At 67.3% G+C, this 18,298-nt stretch carries 23 protein-coding genes, 2 tRNA genes and 1 other RNA gene; 19 read left to right on the top strand and 7 right to left on the bottom strand.

The window, feature by feature from the left end; translation table 11 throughout:
• The first annotated feature begins 26 nt into the window (after positions 1 to 26).
• Positions 27 to 113, top strand: a tRNA-Leu gene (locus tag QGN17_RS07870).
• A 74-nt stretch (positions 114 to 187) separates the two neighbouring features.
• Here QGN17_RS07870 and katG read toward each other — a convergent pair.
• Positions 188 to 2,344: a catalase/peroxidase HPI gene (gene katG, locus QGN17_RS07865; RefSeq protein WP_281043930.1), complete on the bottom strand. Its 2,157-nt coding sequence runs from the start codon at positions 2,342 to 2,344 to the stop codon at positions 188 to 190.
• Positions 2,345 to 2,515: 171 nt separating this feature from the next.
• On the opposite strand from katG, the gene QGN17_RS07860 reads away from it, so the two are divergent.
• From QGN17_RS07860 to QGN17_RS07850, 3 genes are all read left to right on the top strand, one after another.
• Positions 2,516 to 3,733 (top strand): AI-2E family transporter, encoded by a 1,218-nt coding sequence (locus QGN17_RS07860; RefSeq protein ID WP_390902641.1) that lies wholly within the window; start codon positions 2,516 to 2,518, stop codon positions 3,731 to 3,733.
• Positions 3,734 to 3,802: 69 nt separating this feature from the next.
• Positions 3,803 to 3,879: transfer RNA gene (locus tag QGN17_RS07855), tRNA-Asp, on the top strand.
• 83 nt (positions 3,880 to 3,962) lie between these two features.
• Positions 3,963 to 4,100, top strand: coding sequence for a hypothetical protein (locus QGN17_RS07850; RefSeq protein WP_281043929.1), 138 nt, complete (start codon positions 3,963 to 3,965; stop codon positions 4,098 to 4,100).
• Between the two features lie 3 nt (positions 4,101 to 4,103).
• On the opposite strand, the gene QGN17_RS07845 is transcribed toward QGN17_RS07850, so the two are convergent.
• The 5 genes from QGN17_RS07845 to QGN17_RS07830 form a co-directional block, all read right to left on the bottom strand.
• Complete coding sequence (locus QGN17_RS07845) at positions 4,104 to 4,340, bottom strand: DUF2842 domain-containing protein (protein ID WP_281043928.1); 237 nt, start codon at positions 4,338 to 4,340, stop codon at positions 4,104 to 4,106.
• Positions 4,337 to 4,876, bottom strand: coding sequence for a 5-formyltetrahydrofolate cyclo-ligase (locus QGN17_RS07840; RefSeq protein WP_281043927.1), 540 nt, complete (start codon positions 4,874 to 4,876; stop codon positions 4,337 to 4,339). Before QGN17_RS07840 ends, QGN17_RS07845 begins: the two co-directional genes overlap by 4 nt.
• Positions 4,863 to 5,019: non-coding RNA, 6S RNA (gene ssrS, locus QGN17_RS20950), on the bottom strand. Before ssrS ends, QGN17_RS07840 begins: the two co-directional genes overlap by 14 nt.
• A gap of 12 nt (positions 5,020 to 5,031) precedes the next feature.
• Complete coding sequence (locus QGN17_RS07835; RefSeq protein WP_281043926.1) at positions 5,032 to 5,349, bottom strand: cell division protein ZapA; 318 nt, start codon at positions 5,347 to 5,349, stop codon at positions 5,032 to 5,034.
• Positions 5,349 to 5,534, bottom strand: a complete 186-nt coding sequence (locus QGN17_RS07830; RefSeq protein WP_281043925.1) for a hypothetical protein — start codon at positions 5,532 to 5,534, stop codon at positions 5,349 to 5,351. The genes QGN17_RS07835 and QGN17_RS07830 overlap by 1 nt, the downstream gene beginning before the upstream one ends.
• A 221-nt stretch (positions 5,535 to 5,755) precedes the next feature.
• On the opposite strand from QGN17_RS07830, the gene gap reads away from it, so the two are divergent.
• The 12 genes from gap to QGN17_RS07770 all read left to right on the top strand — a co-directional run bounded on the left by gap (position 5,756) and on the right by QGN17_RS07770 (position 14,844).
• Entirely contained in the window at positions 5,756 to 6,763 is a 1,008-nt protein-coding gene (gene gap, locus QGN17_RS07825) for a type I glyceraldehyde-3-phosphate dehydrogenase (RefSeq protein ID WP_281043924.1), read from the top strand.
• A 2-nt stretch (positions 6,764 to 6,765) separates the two neighbouring features.
• Positions 6,766 to 7,245 carry an MOSC domain-containing protein gene (locus QGN17_RS07820; protein WP_281043923.1) on the top strand — a complete coding sequence of 160 codons (480 nt, stop codon included), beginning with the start codon at positions 6,766 to 6,768 and terminating at the stop codon, positions 7,243 to 7,245.
• Positions 7,242 to 8,429: a phosphoglycerate kinase gene (locus QGN17_RS07815; RefSeq protein ID WP_281043922.1), complete on the top strand. Its 1,188-nt coding sequence runs from the start codon at positions 7,242 to 7,244 to the stop codon at positions 8,427 to 8,429. Before QGN17_RS07820 ends, QGN17_RS07815 begins: the two co-directional genes overlap by 4 nt.
• Before the next feature lie 85 nt (positions 8,430 to 8,514).
• Positions 8,515 to 9,411, top strand: a complete 897-nt coding sequence (locus QGN17_RS07810; RefSeq protein ID WP_281043921.1) for a fructose bisphosphate aldolase — start codon at positions 8,515 to 8,517, stop codon at positions 9,409 to 9,411.
• A gap of 42 nt (positions 9,412 to 9,453) precedes the next feature.
• Complete coding sequence (locus QGN17_RS07805) at positions 9,454 to 10,059, top strand: hypothetical protein (protein ID WP_281043919.1); 606 nt, start codon at positions 9,454 to 9,456, stop codon at positions 10,057 to 10,059.
• Positions 10,040 to 10,729: a thiamine phosphate synthase gene (gene thiE / locus QGN17_RS07800; RefSeq protein ID WP_281043918.1), complete on the top strand. Its 690-nt coding sequence runs from the start codon at positions 10,040 to 10,042 to the stop codon at positions 10,727 to 10,729. The genes QGN17_RS07805 and thiE overlap by 20 nt, the downstream gene beginning before the upstream one ends.
• Positions 10,726 to 11,136 carry a hypothetical protein gene (locus tag QGN17_RS07795; protein WP_281043917.1) on the top strand — a complete coding sequence of 137 codons (411 nt, stop codon included), beginning with the start codon at positions 10,726 to 10,728 and terminating at the stop codon, positions 11,134 to 11,136. The genes thiE and QGN17_RS07795 overlap by 4 nt, the downstream gene beginning before the upstream one ends.
• 99 nt (positions 11,137 to 11,235) lie before the next feature.
• A complete protein-coding gene (locus QGN17_RS07790) occupies positions 11,236 to 12,243 on the top strand; it encodes a L,D-transpeptidase family protein (RefSeq protein WP_390902687.1) in 1,008 nt (335 codons plus the stop codon).
• Positions 12,240 to 12,821 (top strand): M23 family metallopeptidase, encoded by a 582-nt coding sequence (locus tag QGN17_RS07785; RefSeq protein WP_281043915.1) that lies wholly within the window; start codon positions 12,240 to 12,242, stop codon positions 12,819 to 12,821. The genes QGN17_RS07790 and QGN17_RS07785 overlap by 4 nt, the downstream gene beginning before the upstream one ends.
• Position 12,822: 1 nt before the next feature.
• The gene (locus QGN17_RS07780) at positions 12,823 to 13,266 is read left to right on the top strand and encodes a GFA family protein (RefSeq protein WP_281043914.1); all 444 of its coding nucleotides are present in this window, start codon (positions 12,823 to 12,825) and stop codon (positions 13,264 to 13,266) included.
• 85 nt (positions 13,267 to 13,351) lie between these two features.
• Positions 13,352 to 13,915 (top strand): elongation factor P, encoded by a 564-nt coding sequence (gene efp, locus QGN17_RS07775; RefSeq protein ID WP_110154562.1) that lies wholly within the window; start codon positions 13,352 to 13,354, stop codon positions 13,913 to 13,915.
• 116 nt (positions 13,916 to 14,031) lie between these two features.
• On the top strand, positions 14,032 to 14,844 hold the full coding sequence (locus tag QGN17_RS07770; RefSeq protein ID WP_281043912.1) for an inositol monophosphatase family protein: 813 nt from the start codon (positions 14,032 to 14,034) through the stop codon (positions 14,842 to 14,844).
• A gap of 93 nt (positions 14,845 to 14,937) precedes the next feature.
• On the opposite strand, the gene QGN17_RS07765 is transcribed toward QGN17_RS07770, so the two are convergent.
• A complete protein-coding gene (locus QGN17_RS07765) occupies positions 14,938 to 16,533 on the bottom strand; it encodes an ArnT family glycosyltransferase (RefSeq protein ID WP_281043911.1) in 1,596 nt (531 codons plus the stop codon).
• 163 nt (positions 16,534 to 16,696) lie between these two features.
• Between QGN17_RS07765 and ndhC the strand changes: the two genes are divergently transcribed.
• From ndhC to QGN17_RS07750, 3 genes are read left to right on the top strand one after another with little or no spacing between them, the layout of a single operon-like run.
• On the top strand, positions 16,697 to 17,074 hold the full coding sequence (ndhC, locus tag QGN17_RS07760) for an NADH-quinone oxidoreductase subunit A (protein ID WP_281043910.1): 378 nt from the start codon (positions 16,697 to 16,699) through the stop codon (positions 17,072 to 17,074).
• A 41-nt stretch (positions 17,075 to 17,115) separates the two neighbouring features.
• On the top strand, positions 17,116 to 17,619 hold the full coding sequence (locus tag QGN17_RS07755; protein WP_281045175.1) for a NuoB/complex I 20 kDa subunit family protein: 504 nt from the start codon (positions 17,116 to 17,118) through the stop codon (positions 17,617 to 17,619).
• 9 nt (positions 17,620 to 17,628) lie between these two features.
• Positions 17,629 to 18,288, top strand: a complete 660-nt coding sequence (locus QGN17_RS07750; protein WP_110154557.1) for an NADH-quinone oxidoreductase subunit C — start codon at positions 17,629 to 17,631, stop codon at positions 18,286 to 18,288.
• The last annotated feature ends 10 nt before the right edge of the window (positions 18,289 to 18,298 follow it).

The following is an 18,298-nucleotide window of genomic DNA, read 5'->3' as shown; positions in this document are numbered from 1 at the left end:
CCGAGGGTATCAGCGCCCGTCGGTTTGCGGGTGTGGCGGAATTGGTAGACGCAGCGGACTCAAAATCCGCCGTTGGCAACAACTTGTCGGTTCGAGTCCGACCACCCGTACCAACTTTTCGATAAAAGACGGCGGATATGAAAAGGCGGCCCCCGGCGTGGATGCCGGGGGCCGCCTCTCGTGGCGATCAGAAGCGATCGGCTTCCATCACCTTGCCCCACGCCCTGGCGAAGGCGGTGGCGAATGCCTGGCCCGCGTCGTCGGCCGCATAGGCTTCGGACAGCGCGCGCAGCTGCGAGTTCGATCCGAACACGAGATCGACGCGCGTGCCGGTCAGCGTCCTGGCGCCGCTCTTGCGGTCGGTGGCGACGAAGGTTCCGTCCTCGCCCGCCGACGCCCATTTCGCATCGAAGCTCGACTTCAGCAGGTTCTTGAAGAAGTCGTTGCTCAGCGTGCCCTTGCGGTCGGTGAACACGCCGTGGGCGCTGTCGCCATGGTTGGCGCCCAGCACGCGCAGGCCGCCGACCAGCACCGTCATCTCCGGCGCGGAGAGGCCGAGCAGCTGCGCGCGATCGACCAGCACCTCCTCCAGCGAGTAAGCGGTGGGTTCGCCGACATAGTTGCGGAAGCCGTCGATGGTCGGCTCCAGCGCGTCGAACGAGTCCGCGTCGGTCTGTTCTGCGGTGGCGTCGGTGCGGCCGCCGGTGAAGGCCACCTTCACGTCGTGACCCGCCTTCTTCGCCGCCGCCTCGACCGCCGCATTGCCGCCCAGCACGATCGCGTCGGCGAGGCTGACCGAACCGCGCAGCTCGTTGAGCTTGGCAAGCACGGTGGCAAGCTCGGCCGGCTCGTTGACGGCCCAGTCCTTCTGCGGGGCGAGCGCGATGCGCGCGCCGTTGGCGCCGCCGCGCTTGTCGGTGACGCGATAGGTGGAGGCGGATGCCCACGCCGTCTTGACCAGCTGCGGGATGGTCAGGCCGGAATCGAGGATTTTCGCCTTGAGAGCCTCGGCGTCCGCATCGGAGAGCGGCGCGCCGGTCGCGGCAGGCAGGGGATCCTGCCAGATGCGCGGCTCTGCGGGCACTTCCGGCCCAAGCAGGCGGCCGTGCGCGCCGCTGTCGCGGTGGGTCAGCTTATACCAGGCCTCGGCGAAGGCGTAGGCGAAGGCATCCTGATCCTCGGCGAAGCGGCGCGAGATTTTCTCGTAGGCCGGGTCGAAACGCAGCGCGAGATCGGTGGTCAGCATCGTCGGGCGATGCTTCTTCGATGCATCATGCGCGTCCGGCACGTCCTCGGCGGCGCCCTTGGCGACCCATTGCTGCGCACCGGCGGGGCTCTTGGTCAGTTCCCACTCATGCGCGAACAGGTTCTTGAAGAACAGGTTCGTCCACTTGGTCGGCTCCTGCGTCCACGTCACTTCTAGGCCCGAGGTGATGGTGTCGCCGGCATTGCCGCTGCCGTAGCTGTTGGCCCAGCCGAGGCCCTGCTGTTCGATCGAGGCGCCTTCCGGCTCCGGGCCGACATACTGGCCGGGATCGGCGGCACCATGAGTCTTGCCGAAGGTGTGGCCGCCGGCGATCAGTGCCACCGTCTCCTCGTCGTTCATCGCCATGCGCGCGAAGGTCTCGCGGATGTCGATGGCCGCCTTGAGCGGATCGGGGTTGCCGTTGGGGCCTTCCGGATTGACGTAGATCAGGCCCATCTGCACGGCGGCGAGCGGATGGGCGAGGTCGCGGTCGCCCGAATAGCGCTCGTCACCCAGCCATTCGCGCTCGCGGCCCCAGTCGGTGTCGCGCTCCGGCTCCCAGGTGTCGACGCGGCCGCCGCCGAAGCCGGCGGTCTTGAAGCCCATCGATTCGAGCGCGACGTTGCCGGTCAGCACCAGCAGATCCGCCCAGCTGAGCTTGCGGCCGTATTTCTGCTTGATCGGCCAGAGCAGGTGGCGGGCCTTGTCGAGATTGGCATTGTCCGGCCAGGAATTGAGCGGGGCGAAGCGCTGCTGGCCCGAACCCGCGCCGCCGCGCCCGTCACCGATGCGGTAGGTGCCCGCGGCGTGCCACGCCATGCGGATGAAGAGCGGGCCGTAATGGCCGAAGTCCGCCGGCCACCATTCCTGCGAATCGGTCATCAGCGCGGTGAGGTCCGCCTTCACCGCCGCGAGGTCGAGCGTCTTGAACTCGGCGGCGTAATCGTAATCCGGCTCCATCGGGTCGCCGGCGGGCGGATTGAGATGCAGGACGGAGAGATCGAGCTGGTTGGGCCACCAGATCCGGTTGGTCATCTCGAACAGGACGGCATTGCCGCCCATATGGTTGCCGACCGGGCATTTGGCTTCGACGTTCATCACATCTCTCCAGGCTGCTTTGGTTTGGTTGCTTGTCGCCCCCGTTGATTGCGCCCCCGTGACGGCCTTTGTCTAATCGCTATCCTTCGTCAGACTGATCGACGCGATGAGCGGCATGCTTTCCCGCGCGATCCGCTTCCTGCTAAGCCTCGCACCGACGAGGGAGGACCGATGACCGAGCGGCTCGACGACGAGGTGATGGACGAGGCGGCCGAGAAGATCGGCAGCGCCGTGGAGCGCCATACCGAGTCGCAATGGGCGGCGATGGTGACGGGCGGCTATCACCGCGACCGGCTGCTGGCCGCGACCGCGCTGATCCTCGGCATCGGGCTGGTGCTGGCCTTGCCCTTCGCGCTGCGCGCCGGCGCGGAATTCTTCCTGCCGCTGGTCGCCGCCTTGGTCGTCGCGATTGCCCTGGTACCGCTGCTGGAATGGCTGGAGCGGCGCGGATTACCCTCGGCGGCCTCGGCCTTCCTGTGCGTGCTGTTCTTCATCGGCGTCGCCAACATGGCGATCGCGGCGGTGGTGGTGCCGGCCTCCAACTGGGTGGCGATCCTTCCCAAGCGGATCAGCCTCATCAAGACGACGGTGCGCCCGCTCGTCGATGTCTACGCGCAGCTCAACAGATCGATCGGCGAGCTGGCCAACACGATCATGATCTCCAAGACCCATGCGCGGACGGTGACGCTGGACACGCCCAACTCGCTGTTGTCGCTGCTCACCACCTCGGCACCGTTCGTGATCCTCCAGTTCTTCTTCGCGATGCTGGTGATCTTCTTCTTCCTCTCGGGGTGGACGCGGGCGCGGCGGCACACGATCACCAGCCGTTCCACATTCGACAGCGCGATGACGCTGGCACGGGTCATTCAGGAAGTCGTCGACCGCACCTCCAGCTACATCGCGACCATCACCACCATCAACGTGACGCTGGGCTGTATCGTCGCCGTCGCGGTCTATTATGTCGGCCTGCCGACCCCGCTGATGTGGGGCGGCCTCGTCGCCCTGCTCAACTACGTGCCCTATGTCGGCCCGGTCGGCTGCGTGATCCTGCTGGCGCTGGGCGGCCTGATGACTTTTGCCGACCCCTGGTATGCGGCGGCGCCGCCGGCGATCTTCCTGTGCCTGCATCTGATCGAGGCGAATATCGTCACGCCGCTGATCGTCGGGCGCAAGCTGACGCTTTCTCCGCTGCTGATTCTGGTGTCGCTGAGCTTCTGGGCATGGGTGTGGGGCACGGTAGGCGCGGTGCTGGCGACGCCACTGCTGATCATCATCCACACCGTGCTGGATACGGCGGGACGGCCGGATATCGCCGGTTTCCTGTTCGAGCGCGGCACGCTCGGCGGGCACCCGCGAAAAGATTTGGACGAGCCGCCCTCCGTCGCTTGACAGGCTTGTGACAGCCCCTTAGAGGCCCCTCCACCGCGGCGGCCGAGGCCACCACGGGATACCAAATGCGCGGGTGTAGCTCAGTCGGTTAGAGCGCCGGCCTGTCACGCCGGAGGTCGCGGGTTCGAGCCCCGTCACTCGCGCCATTTGGCTCCTTGGGAGCCATTCGAGACATCGGAACACTTCCTTCGCTCGGCCCGTTGGGGCGCGAGCGAAGGAGTGTGTTTTCATGCGTAAGGCTTTTCTCGCTCTGGCCCTGATCGCGACGGGTGTCGGCCTGTCGGGCTGCTGGCACGACGGCTGGGGTCACGACCATCCCGGCCACCCGAGCGATCACCATCACCACGATCGCGGCGACGGCGGCTGAGGTTCAGCGTCGCCAGCGGCCCGTCTCGCTCCACGACAGGATGCGGCGGAGCGGCAGCAGCCAGATCCAGGCCACGCCGGCGATGATGTAGAAGATCGCCTGCACCAGCACCGGCAGCCTGCCCACCGGCCCGGCGAGCTGGACGACGAGGCTCGCCCAGATCGCGATCAGCGCGAGGATCAGGAACGCGCCCGCCGTGCGGCGCCAGCTTGGCTGATACGGCTCGGGCGGGGGCGTCATGGGGCGATCCACTCCTTCTCGGTCACGATCGCGTGGAGTGGCATGTCCCAAGGTTCCGGCGCCAGCGCACCCACCTCCTGCACGCTCCACGCAATGCCGATGCGTGTAGCGTCGGGATGCGCCGCGAACCAGCGATCATAATAACCGCCACCCTGGCCGAGCCGGTGGCCGGCGCGATCGAAGCCGAGCAGGGGCGCCAGCACGATCCGCGGCAGAATCGGCTCGCCGCCGACGGGCTGCGGGATGCCGGCGAGGCCGGGTTCCATGACGAGATCGGGATGCCAGCGGATGAATTCCAGCGTCTCGGTGCCGGGGCGGGGCAGCGCCACTGCGTGACCGAGGTAAAAGGCGCGCATCAGGAAGGGCAGCACGTCCGGCTCGCCCTTGTGGGCGATATAGCCGGCGATCGGGCCTTCCTGCGCCAGCAAAGACGCGAGATGCAGGTCGATCGCCTGGCGGTCGCCCGCGAAGGCGAGGCGACGCGCGCGCAGATCGCGGCGGAGTTCGGCCTTGGGGGAGGGTGGTGGGACCGCCATGACCGTTTGCCGGAATATCCTCTGACGCCGTTTACGTCAGGTGGGAGCCATGTAGCACGGGCCGGAGCCCGACCAGGGACGACCCCCTTAGGATGTGAATCGCCTCAGGGATGTTCGCAAAAGCTCGTATCGGGCAGTGCCCACCGCCAACCCATCTAGGCGCTGGCGGCCGGCTTCTCAAGACGCGCGGCGAGGCTTTCCAGCTTTTCGGCATAGCGATCCATCGCGGCGATGCGCTGGGCATCCTCGATCCGCTGGCGGGCGGCGGCGCCGCGCGCCTCGTCCAGCTCGTCGGCGAGCAGCAGGGCGGTCAGCAGCAGCTCGCGCGCTTCGCTCGCCTTGCCGATCGCACGGGTGACGTCGGCCGCCTTGGCATCGACCAGCCGGCCGAGCAGCCGCAGCCGTTCCTCCTCGCCGTCGCGGCAGGAGAGTTCATAGGATCGGCCGCCGATCTCGACATTCACCTGCGCCATCAGCTCTTTCCCTCGATCAGCCGGTCCAGCCGGGCCAGCGCCTGTGCCGCGCCGTCGCGCAGCTTGGCGTGGCGCGCTTCCAGCGCGGCGAGGCGCCCGTCGTCTCCGGCAGGAGCGGCGCCGGCGACGGACGACGGCCGCGCCACCCGCTCCAGACGTTCGACGGCGGCTTCAAGACGGCCCAAGGCCCTTTGGAAATGCTCGCTTTCCATGCTCATGCCTCGGCATAGCACGGCACCGCAACGAAGCAACGGCAACCCGGCGCGGTTGACGTTCGCCCGGCCGCACGCCAGATGGGCCGCGACCGGGCGGACTCGTGCCGCCCACCTGTTCCTGGGAGGCCGCCGGCCATCCGATCCTGCGTATCCGGCGCGTTCTCCACCGACTGCCCGAGGGAGAGACTAGAATGGCGGTGAAAGTTGCGATCAACGGCTTCGGCCGCATCGGCCGGTTGGTTGCGCGCGCGATCCTCGAGCGTCCGGACTGCGGGCTGGAACTCGTTTCGATCAACGATCTCGGCAAGCCCGCCGACAATGCCCGCCTGTTCAAGCGCGATTCGGTCCACGGCACCTGGAAGGGCACCGTCGAGGTCGACGGCAACGACCTGATCATCGACGGCAAGCGCATCCACGTCTCGGCCGAGCGCGACCCGGCGAACCTGCCGCACGCCGCCAACGGCGTCGACATCGCGCTCGAGTGCACCGGCTTCTTCACCGATCGCGAAAGCGCGCAGAAGCACATCGCCGCCGGCGCCAAGAAGGTGCTGATCTCGGCGCCTGCCAAGGGCGTGGACCTGACGGTCGTGTTCGGCGTGAACCACGACAAGATCACCGGTGACATGACGATCCTGTCGAACGCCTCGTGCACCACCAACTGCCTGGCGCCGGTCGCCAAGGTGCTGAACGATGCGATCGGCATCGAGCGCGGCCTGATGACCACCGTCCACGCCTACACCAACGACCAGAAGATCCTCGACCAGGTCCATTCCGATCCGCGCCGTGCGCGTGCCGCCGGGATGTCGATGATCCCGACCACCACCGGCGCCGCCCGCGCGGTGGGCGAGGTGTTGCCCGAGCTGAAGGGCAAGCTGGACGGTTCGGCGGTGCGCGTGCCGACGCCGAACGTCTCGATGATCGACCTGACCTTCACGCCGAAGCGCGACACGACGAAGGAGGAGGTCAACGCGATCCTGAAGGCGGCCGCCGACGGCCCGCTCAAGGGCGTGCTGGATTATACCGACGAGCCGCTGGTTTCGATCGACCTCAACGGCGCGGCCGCCTCGTCGACCGTCGACAGCCTCGAGACCGCCGTGCTGGAAGGCAAGCTGGTCCGCGTGCTGAGCTGGTACGACAACGAATGGGGCTTCTCGAACCGCATGGTCGATACGGCCGGCGCGATCGCGAAGACGCTCTGATCGTGACGGGGCGGCTCCTCGGCATTGCGAGGAAGAGCCGCCCGAAAGGCGCGGTCGAGACGATCGACCGCGCCTTCGTCGGCCTCGACAGCGGGGTCGAGGGTGATCATCGCGGCCTGCTCAAGCCGGGTGGCAGGGGCAGGCGGCAGGTCACCGCGATGATGAAGGCGGACTGGGACGCGGCGATGGCCGAACTCGGTCATCCGGCGGCCGCATGGTCCGACCGGCGGGTCAATTTGCTGATCGACGGGCTGGATCTGCCGCGTGAAGCGGGCGCGCTGCTGCGCGTCGGCGATGCGCTGTTCGCGATCACCGGCGAGTGCGATCCGTGCGTGCGCATGGAATCCGTCGCGGTCGGTCTGGAAGCGGCGCTGACGCCGGGCTGGCGCGGTGGCCGGACGATGAAGGTGGTCGAGGCGGGCGACATCGCGATCGGCGATCCCGTCTCGATCGAGACACAGGAATTTCGGGAGGCGGTATGACGGTTTTCAAGACGCTCGACTATATCGGGGATGTGACCGGCAAGCGCGTGCTGGTGCGCGAGGATCTGAACGTGCCGATGGATGGGAATAGGGTCACTGACGACACCCGCCTTCGTGCCGCCGCGCCGACCGTCGCCGAGCTGTCCGACAAGGGCGCGATCGTGCTGGTCCTCGCTCATTTCGGTCGGCCGAAGGGCCAGCCGTCCGAAGAGTTTTCGCTCAGGAAGGTGGTCCAGTCGCTCGCCGACGTGCTGGGCCGCGATGTGAAGTATGTCGATTGGGAAGGTGACAAGGAAGCGGTCGCCGCGCTTCAGCCCGGCGACATCGCGGTGCTGGAGAACACCCGCTTCTTCGGCGGCGAGGAGAAGAACGATCCGGCCGTGGTCGATCGCTTCGCCAGCCTCGGCGATCTCTACGTCAACGACGCCTTCTCCGCCGCGCACCGCGCCCACGCCTCGACCGAGGGCCTCGCCCACAAGCTGCCGGCCTATGCCGGGCGCTCGATGGAAGCCGAGTTGAAGGCGCTGGAGAAGGCGCTGGGCAATCCCGAGCATCCCGTCGCGGCGGTGGTCGGCGGCGCCAAGGTCTCGACCAAGCTCGACGTGCTGAAGCATCTCGTCACCAAGGTCGATCATCTGATCATCGGCGGCGGCATGGCCAATACCTTCCTCGCCGCGCGCGGTGTGGATGTGGGCAAGTCGCTGTGCGAGCATGATCTCACCGGCACCGCCAACGAGATCATGGATGCGGCCGACAAGGCCAATTGCACCGTCCATCTGCCCTACGACGTGGTGGTGGCGAAGGAATTCCGTGCCAACCCGCCGACGCGCACCGTCAACGTGCACGAGGTCGCCGCCGACGAGATGATCCTCGATGTCGGCCCGGCCGCCGTCGAAGCGCTGGCCGATGCGCTCAAGACCTGCCGCACTTTGGTGTGGAACGGCCCGCTCGGTGCCTTCGAGACGCCGCCGTTCGACACCGCCACCGTCAGCCTCGCGCGCACGGCGGCGGCGCTGACTCAGGATGGCAGCCTCGTCTCGGTGGCGGGCGGTGGCGACACCGTCGCGGCGCTCAACCAGGCGGGCGTGGGCGACGACTTCACCTTCGTCTCGACCGCCGGCGGCGCCTTCCTCGAATGGATGGAAGGCAAGGAGCTTCCGGGCGTCGCGGCGCTGTCTCGCTAAGGGATCACGTGACGGCGTTGTCAGCCTTGCCGTGATCGGGCAACCCTATATCGCAGCGCACAAATCCCGAGACAGCGAGGCGAAGATGACCGATCCGATCATGATGGCGCAGATGACGAGCGGCGCGGGTTTCATCGCGGCTTTGGACCAGAGCGGCGGTTCCACGCCGGGCGCGCTCAAGGCCTATGGCGTGCCGGATGATCAGTTCGACGGCGATGACGCCAAGATGTTCGAGCTGATCCACGAGATGCGCGTGCGGATCATCACCGCGCCGAGCTTCAACGGCAAGAAGGTGCTGGGCGCCATCCTGTTCGAGAAGACGATGGACGGGCAGGCGGACGGTCTGCCCGTGCCGACCGCCTTGTGGAAGCGCGGCGTCGTGCCCTTCCTCAAGATGGACAAGGGTCTGGAGGGCGAGGCGAACGGCGTCCAGCTGATGAAGCCGATGCCCGGCCTCGACGATCTGCTCGCTCGCGCGGTGAAGCTCGGCGTGTTCGGCACCAAGATGCGCTCGGTAATCAAGTCCGCCAACCGCGAGGGCATCGCGGCGGTGGTGAAGCAGCAGTTCGAGGTGGCCGAACAGATCATCGGCCACGGCCTGATCCCGATCATCGAGCCGGAAGTCTCGATCAAGGCGCCCGATCGCGAGGCGATCGAGGACATCCTGCTGGATGAGCTGACCAAGGCGCTCGATGCGATGACCGGCGACAAGCAGGTCATGCTCAAGCTCTCGATCCCGGCCAGGGCCGATCTCTACGCGCCGCTGGTCGGCCATCACCGCGTGGTCCGCGTCGTCGCATTGTCGGGCGGCTTTTCGTGCGACGAGGCGTGCGAGCGGCTCAGCCACAATCACGGCATGATCGCCAGCTTCTCCCGCGCGCTGCTAGAGGATCTCCGCCACGGCCAGAGCGACGAGGAATTCGACGCGGTGCTGGGCAAGGCGATCGACCAGATCTACACCGCCTCGGTGGTCAAGGCCTGAGGTGATGCAGAGCCTCCTCCAATCCTCCCCCGCAAGGGGGCAGTGGCACGCGTCAGCGTGACGGAGGGGGCGGACGGTGGGGCGTTTGCGGCGACACCGCCGTCCTCCCCCTCCGACGCCTTCGGCGCCACTGCCCCCTTGCGGGGGAGGATTGTTCAGACCTTCCATTACCATCGCGGCCTGTCGCCGATGCTGGGCGTGCTGCTCGGCCTCGCGGTGTGCGAGGCGATCGTGCTGCACATCGTCGCGATGGCGATCTGGGGCTGGAAGGTCGCGGCGGTGCTGGCGCTGCTCGACCTGTCGCTGATCGTGTGGCTCGTCGCCCTGCTGCGCTCGTTCAGGGCGATGCCGATCACGCTCGACGGGCGGACGCTGAGGATGCGGACCGGCAATCGGATGGCGATCACGCTCGACATCGACGACATCGCCGCCTTCCGGACGAGTTGGGATTCGGCCGCGATCAAACGAAAATCCACGCTGAATCTGGCGTTGATCGCCTGGCCGAACGTCGTCTTCGACCTCGCCGAGCCGCGCAAAGTGAGGCGTCGGCGCATCATATCGACGATTGCGCATCGACTCGACGATCCAGCGGCTTTCCACGCCGCCATCGCCGCACTAGAGCCCCGCCATGGAGATCGAGGAATCTGAACTGAAGCTGGACCCCGGCTTTGCCGATCGCTTCGACAGCGAGGATCGGCGGCCGGACTGCCAGCTGTACCTGATCTCGCCGCCGGCGATCACGCCTGCCTTCGTCGATACGCTGGCGGCGGCGCTGGATGGCGGGCCGGTCGCGGCGTTTCAGCTGCGGCTGAAGGGGATCGACGATCACGCGATCGCGAAGCTTGCCGAGCCGATCCAGAAGCTCTGTGCGGATCGTGACGTGGCCTTCATCGTCAACGATTCGATCGGTCTCGCCAAGCGGCTGGGTGCGGACGGCGTGCATCTCGGGCAGGAGGATGGCGATGCGCGTGAGGCGCGGCAGATCCTCGGTCCGTCGGTGCAGATCGGCGTGACCTGCCACGACAGCCGCCATCTCGCGATGGAAGCGGGCGAGGCGGGGGCCGACTATGTCGCCTTCGGGGCCTTCTACCCGACCACTACGAAGCAGGTGGAGCATCATCCGGATCCCTCGATCCTGAGCTGGTGGACGACCCTGTTCGAGCTGCCCTGCGTCGCGATCGGCGGGATCACGCCGGACAATGCCGCGCCGCTGGTGAAGGCCGGGGCGGATTTTCTCGCCGTATCGGGCGCTGTCTGGAACGCCGAGGGCGGCCCGGCGGCGGCCATCGCCGCGTTCGAGAAAGCGATACGGGGATGATCCAGCGCGTTGCCCGCATCGCCGCTTTGGTGGCCGTCGCGGTCGATGGCGTCGGCGCGTGGCTCGACTGGCAGCAGGACGGGCGGCCGATCTCGTTGCGCTGGGCGGCGCTGGCGACCGCGATCGCGCTGGTGCCGTGCGCGCTGGCCTTCGTCGCGGCGATCGCGAAGCGGTTGCGCCAGCCGGCCGGCAGCCTCGGCGCGATGCGCACGATCGACACGATCCGTCTGCCACTGGTGGTGCCGCGCGGCTATGTCGGCGCGGCGGTGCTGGGCGGGATCGCGACGCTGGCGGCGATGGGCGAGCGGTTCGGTCTCTACATCTTCTTCGCGGGCGTCGCGCTGATCGCGCTGGCGCTTTCGCAGGCCCGCCCGCGCGGGGCCGTCCGGCAGCTGAACCGCGCCTGACGGATATTTGAGCGCCGACAGGGCGTTACTCCTCCGTCACGATGACGAGAGGTGTGCATGTTCAGGGTCCGTACGATCGCTCTTGGAGCCATGGCCGCGATGCTGGCCGCGCCGCTCGCCGCCGCGCCGAAGCCGCCGGCCAAGGCGCCCGCGATGGTTGCGAAGCCCGCCCCGGCCAAGCCCAAGCCCGGCCTCGATCTCAACATCATGAAGACGCAGGTGATCCTCGATCATCTCGGTTTCTCGCCCGGCGTGATCGACGGCAAGGCGGGTGCCGGTCTCAAGCGCGCCATCGCCGGATTCCAGAAGGCGAACGGGGTCGTCGCCACCGGTGAGATCGACCAGCGCACGGGCGCCGCGCTCGACAAGTTCAACGCCACCCAGCCGGTGCGCGAACTGACGTTGACCGACGCGGATCTCGCCGGCCAGTTCGTCGGCCCGATTCCGAAGAAGGAGGACGAGCAGGCCAAGCTGCCCTCGCTCGGTTACTCCAACCCGCTGGAGATGCTGGCCGAACGCTATCACACCACCAACGCGGTGCTGATCGCGCTCAACTCGCCGGATACGCCGGTGGCGCCGGGCGCCAGGATCAAGGTGCCCAACGTGGTGACCGGCGGGCGTGCCTATCCGGCCAATCTGCCCGATGGCTACAAGCAGACGCTCGCCGGGCTGAACGTGGACAGCAGCCAGCCGCAGGCCGATCACATCGTCGTGTCCAAGGGCGACAAGACGCTGTCGGTCTACGACGCGCAGGACAAATTGCTCGCCCAGTTTCCGGTGACGACGGGCAGCAGCCACGATCCACTGCCGATCGGCACGTGGAAGATCCAGGCGTTCGACTACAATCCGAAATTCCACTTCAACCCGAAGCTGTTCTGGGATGCCAAGCCCGGCGAGAAATCGGCGATGCTGCCGCCGGGGCCGAACGGGCCTGTGGGCGTGATCTGGATGGATCTCAACAAGCCGCATTACGGCATCCACGGCACACCCATGCCGGAGAATATCGGCCGCACCGCCAGCCACGGCTGCGTGCGCATGACCAACTGGGACGCCGCGCGGCTTTCGCTGATGGTCAAGGCCGGAACGCCTGCTATCTTCCAGCCATGAGCCGCTTCGGAATCTTCGTCGGGCTGCTGATCCTGCTGGGGATCATCGCCTTCGCATCGGTGGTCCGCGTCACCGGGCCGGGCTGGAGCGGGGCGGGCGGCGGCTCGACCGGGCCGCAGGTTGCGCGGGCGCCGGCGCCCCGCAATGGCGGGCTGGTGATGCCCGTGCAGGGCGTCCAGCCCTCCGCGCTCCGCGACAATTGGGCGGAGCCGCGCGGCGACGGCACGCGCGTCCACCATGCGATCGACATCATGGCGCCGGCCGGCACGCCGGTGCTGGCGGCCGCCGACGGCAGGATCGAGAAGCTGTTCCAGAGCAGTCGCGGCGGCAACACTATCTACGAGCGGTCGGCGGACGGCGGCATCGTCTATTATTACGCCCATCTCGATCATTACGCGCCGATGCTGGTCGAAGGGCAGGCGGTGAAGGCGGGGCAGGAGATCGCGGCGGTCGGATCGACCGGGGATGCCGATCCGGCAGCCCCACACCTTCATTTCGAGATCCACCGCATGGCGCCGGGCGAGGGCTGGTGGCAGGGCGAGGAGATCAATCCCTATCCGGTGCTGGCGGGGAAGTGAGATGACGCTCGACGGAGGATGCTATTGCGGTGACGTGCGCTACCGGATGGAGGGCGATCCGATCTGCGTGAACGGCTGCCATTGCCGCGATTGCCAGACGCTCACCGGCGCCGCCTTCGCGGTGAATGCGATGATCGAGGCGGATCGGGTGACGCTGTCCAAAGGCGAGCCTGTCACCGACGGGTTCGGCACGAAATGCGGCCGGTGCGGCGTGCTGCTCTGGGCGACGCACCCCATGTTCGGCGATCGCATCCTGTTCCTGCGCGTCGGCACGCTCGACGAATCCGAGCGGCTGTCGCCCGACCTCCACGTTTTCGTGCGCTCCAAGCATCCGTGGGTGGTGCTGCCTCAAGGCGTGCCGGCGTTCGAGACGCTGCCGGGCGAGGGCGAGACTTTATTCTCCGCCGAACAGCAGGCGCGTGTCGCGGCTGCTATGCAGGTCTAAGTTTCCCGGCTGACTTGCCCGCGGGCCCGTCCGGCGCTACAGGCCGCGCCTGCTCTTTTCCATCCTACAGAAACCAGGTGTCGCAATGAAGATCAGCGGCGTGGACATCCGTCCCGGCAACATCATCGAATATGAAGGCGGCATCTGGCGCGCCGTGAAGATCCAGCACACGCAGCCGGGCAAGGGCGGCGCGTACATGCAGGTCGAGATGAAGAACCTGCGCGATGGCCGCAAGAACAACGTTCGCTTCCGCTCGGCCGAGACGGTGGAGCGCGTGCGCCTCGACACCAAGGATTTCCAGTTCCTGTTCGCGGACGGCGACATGCTGACCTTCATGGACAAGGAAACCTACGACCAGACCAACCTGCCGCGCGATCTGCTCGGCGACGCGGCCGCCTTCCTGCAGGACGGCATGGACGTGGTGATGGAGCTGTACGACGAGGAGCCGATCAGCGTGCAGCTGCCCGACACCGTCGAGGCGACGATCGTCGAGGCCGACGCGGTGGTGAAGGGGCAGACCGCCTCGTCGTCCTACAAGCCGGCGCTGCTCGACAACGGCGTGCGCGTGATGGTGCCGCCGCATATCGGCTCGGGGACGAAGATCGTCGTCGACGTCTACGAACAGACCTACGTCCGCCGCGCGGATTGATCCTTGTTCCCCTCCCGCCTTGTCGGGAGGGTCGAGGGCGGGAAGGGCATCGATGTGCTCACCCGCCCTTGCTGTTTCCAGCCAGCCCCTCCCGTGCGGAGGGGGGAGAGAAGACCATGGTTGCCCATTCCGGCCTGATCACCGTCATGCAGAAGGCCGCGCGCAAGGCGGCGCCCAAGCTGCGCCGCGATTTCGGCGAGGTCGATGCGCTGCAGGTGTCCCGCAAGGGGCCGGCGGACTTCGTCTCCGCCGCCGACAAGGCCGCCGAGCGCACGATCCTCGACGAGCTGCGCCATGCGCGCCCGGATTGGGGCATCCTCGCGGAAGAGGGCGGTTCGGTGGAGGGCGATCCGTCCAAGCCGCGCTGGATCGTCGATCCGATCGACGGCACCTCCAACTTCCTCCATTCGATCCCGCATTTCGCCATCTCGATCGCGGTCGAGGAACCGCGCCCGTCGGGCAAGAGCGAGCTGGTCGCGGGCCTGGTCTACCAGCCGCTGACCGACGAGAGCTTCTGGGCGGAGAAGGGCCGGGGCGCCTGGCTGCACGATCGCCGCCTGCGTGTCTCGTCGCGCCGCGACGTGTCCGAGGCGCTGCTCGCCACCGGCATGCCGTTCAAGGGCCATGGCGATTTCACCGAGTGGCAGAAGATCTACCACGCCGTCGGTCCCGAGGTCGCGGGTGTGCGTCGCTTCGGCTCGGCCGCGCTGGACCTTGCGTGGGTGGCAGCGGGCCGCTTCGACGGCTTTTGGGAAACCGATCTCAGGCCGTGGGACGTGGCGGCGGGCGAACTGCTCGTGCGTGAGGCCGGCGGCTTCGTCACCGATTTCCGCGGCGGCGACCAGACCCGCGAGCGCAAGCAGTGGCTGGCGGCGAACGACAGCCTCCACCCGCGTTTGCTCAAGCTGGTGGCCGGCGCGCTGCGCTGATCTTCCCTTTTTCGTCATTGCGAGTGTAGCGAAGCAATCCAGTCCGGCACCTGGATCGCCACGGTGCTTCGCACCTCGCGATGACGAGTGAACCTAGCGGAGCGCCTTGCCCATCGCGGCTACGTCGGCAGATCCGCTGCCCGACGTCAGTAGTTCCGGATGCGCCGCGATCGGTGCTTTCCGTTCGGCGATCAGGTTCGATCCGGTGCCCGTTACGAAAGGGTGGTCATCGATCGAGAAGCCCGGCAGGCCGACCGCTTCGCGCAGCAGCGCGCTGTGCGGATAGGCGAGACGGCCTTTCTCCGCGACCGAAACCACGCCGACGACGCCCAGCCGATCCAGCACGCCACGCGCTTCGGCCGGCGAGTGGACGCTGAGCCGATAGCCGCGCCCCATGAAGTCGCTCGCCGACAGCCATTGCGAGGCGCGCGCCGCCCAGATCGCGCGGCGTCCGTCGTCGGCATAGGCCGCCTCCGCGATCACCGCGCCTTCGCCGCCGGCCCTGCCGTCGATCAGCCAGATGCCGGGCTGATGACTCATCGCGCGCGCAATCGCGGGCGCGCCGATGTCAGGCTTTGCCGGTTGATGGGCGACCCCGCCGATTAACGGCACCAGCGCCGCAAGGATCACGATCGTCGGGACGATCGCCCCGATCGGATTGCGCTCGGCCGCCGCGAGCGGACCGATCGCGATCAGCACCACCAGCCACGGGATCGCCGGCAGGACGTAGCGATCCTCCAGCGCCACCGGGATCGCGGCCTGGAACAGCAACGTCGCGAGGATGACGGCGATCGACAGGCGGACAATCGGCCGGAAGAGCGGTTCCTGCCAGCCCGTGACCGCGCCGAACAGCGCGGCGAGCAAGCCGATGGCGCCCAGCGTCTCGTACAGCGCGGCCGCGTCCGTCTTGAGCGACAGCCAGGCATAGGCCGGCCCCGGCGCGTAGTTGAAGCCGCCCGCCGAGATCTTGAACGACACATAATACCACGGCGCCACCACGATCAGCGTCGCCGCCGCCGCGACCCACAGCCGCCAGTCGGCCAGCTGCCGCCACCGCCCCGCCATCAGGATGTCGAATGCCGGGATCAGCACGGCGAGCGCCCCATTGCCCTTGGTCAGCGTCGCGAAGGCGGCCAGCGCGCCGAACAGCAGATAGCGCCACAGGCCCGGTCTCTCGGTCGCGCGGAACCAGGCGATCGCCGCGAGGCCTGCGACCAGTGCGACCGGTTGGTCGATCCGGAAATAGCGCGCCTCGTTGGCGACCAGCGGGAGCAGCAGATAGGCGAACGCCGCGACGATGCCCCAGCGCCGAGCGCCGACCCGATCCAGCGCCCAGACGATCGTCAGCGCGGGCAGACCGGCAATGAACGCCGATAGAATTGCCGCGCCGAACGGGGAGGGGCGGAGCGCCGCGAACAGGGGCGCCAGCAGCGCATACCAGCCCGGCGGCCAGTGGCCGATCGAGAGTTTGGGGAAATGTGCGTAGAAATCCCTCGCGAACGGCATCGGCGAGGGGCACCCGGCGCGCAGCCAGTCGGCGATGAACAGCGTGTTGACGTAGTGCGCCGATTCGTCCGGATCGAGGAAGCTGCGCGAGAGTCCGCCGCTCGCTGCTGACAGCGCTAACGCCGCCAGGCCCAGGGGGAACGCCCACAACAAGGCGGGAGGAAGCGCGCGCAGCCGGTTCATGCGATCGTCCCTAAGGTCGGCGAGTTAAGAAACCCGCGATATTCCGCCTTTTTGCGATTCATTCTCACTGTTCCAACCCCTTGTTTCGCAGGTGCAGCGGGCCTAGACAGCCCCCGTTAATGGGGCCTCCTCGGAGGCCCGTTCCTGCGTTCCGGAGAAAGCCATGGCGTCCGTCGCCGCCCAATATCTCCCGATCCTGCTGTTCCTGGGGGTGGCGCTCCTCCTCTCGACCGCCTTCGTGGTGCTCCCGATGGTCGTGTCGCGCCTCACCGGCAGCTACAAGCCGACCACCGACAAGCTCTCCGAGTATGAGTGCGGCTTCCCGGCGTTCGAGGACAGCCGCGCGCAGTTCGACGTGCGCTTCTACCTCGTTGCGATCCTGTTCATCGTCTTCGATCTCGAAGCGGCCTTCCTCTATCCGTGGGCGGTGTCGCTCAAGGAGATCGGCTGGACCGGCTGGTTCGCGATGATGGGCTTCCTCGCCGAACTGGTGCTCGGCTTTGTCTATGCGTGGAAGAAGGGAGCTCTCGAGTGGGAGTAGAAGTCGCCCGCGATCCGAACGCCCCCTTCGCTCCGGAGCATATGCCGCCGGACCGTGCGTTCTTCGACGATCTTTCCGCCGAGGTGCAGGACAAGGGCTTCCTCGTCACCTCGACCGAGGAACTGTTCCAGTGGGCGCGCACCGGCTCGCTCTGGTGGATGACCTTCGGGCTGGCGTGCTGCGCGGTGGAGATGATCCACGTCAACATGCCGCGCTACGATCTGGAGCGCTTCGGGGCCGCCCCGCGCGCATCGCCGCGCCAGTCGGACGTGATGATCGTCGCCGGCACGCTGTGCAACAAGATGGCGCCCGCGCTCCGCAAGGTCTACGACCAGATGTCGGAGCCGAAATACGTCATCTCGATGGGCAGCTGCGCCAATGGCGGCGGCTATTATCACTACAGCTACAGCGTCGTGCGCGGCTGCGACCGGATCGTGCCGGTGGACATCTACGTCCCCGGTTGTCCGCCGACCGCCGAGGCATTGCTCTATGGTATCATGCAGCTGCAGCGGAAGATCCGCCGCGTCGGCACGGTCGAGCGCTGAGGGATCGCCATGAACTATCCCAAATTCTCGACCAATGACGGCGTGATCGAGGCGGCGAAGGCCGCGCTCGGCGATGCGCTGGTCGATGCGTTCGAGCAGGCCGGCGAGATCCAGCTGCATGTGAAGCGCGAGGCGACCGCCACCGCGCTCGGCATCCTGAAGGACACCAAGGGGCTGGAATATCAGCAGCTCATGGAGATCGCCGGGGTCGACTATCCCGATCGCGGGCAGGATCGCTTCGAGGTGGTCTATTGCCTGCTGTCGCTGACCAGGAACCATCGCCTCCACGTCCATGTGCAGACGGACGAGGCGAAGCCGGTGCCGTCGGCGACGGGCCTGTGGCGCAACGCCGGCTGGCTGGAGCGCGAGGTCTACGACATGATCGGCGTGCTGTTCGACGGCAACCCCGATCTGCGTCGCATCCTCACCGATTACGGCTTCCGCGGCCATCCGCTGCGCAAGGACTTCCCGATGACGGGCTATGTCGAGCTGCGCTATTCGGAAGAGGCGAAGCGCGTGGTGTACGAGCCGGTGCAGCTGGCGCAGGATTTCCGCAGCTTCGACTTCCTCTCCCCGTGGGAAGGCGCGCAATATATGCTGCCGGGTGACGAGAAGGCGCCGCAGGCGCCGGGCGCTCCCTCGCCGGCACCGGCCACGGAGAAGAAATGATGGCCGACCT

This window comes from Sphingomonas oryzagri (assembly GCF_029906645.1).
Lineage (GTDB): Bacteria > Pseudomonadota > Alphaproteobacteria > Sphingomonadales > Sphingomonadaceae > Solisphingomonas > Solisphingomonas oryzagri.
The sequence above is the reverse complement of the archived record's forward strand: the minus strand, read 5'-3'. Positions and strand labels throughout refer to the sequence as shown.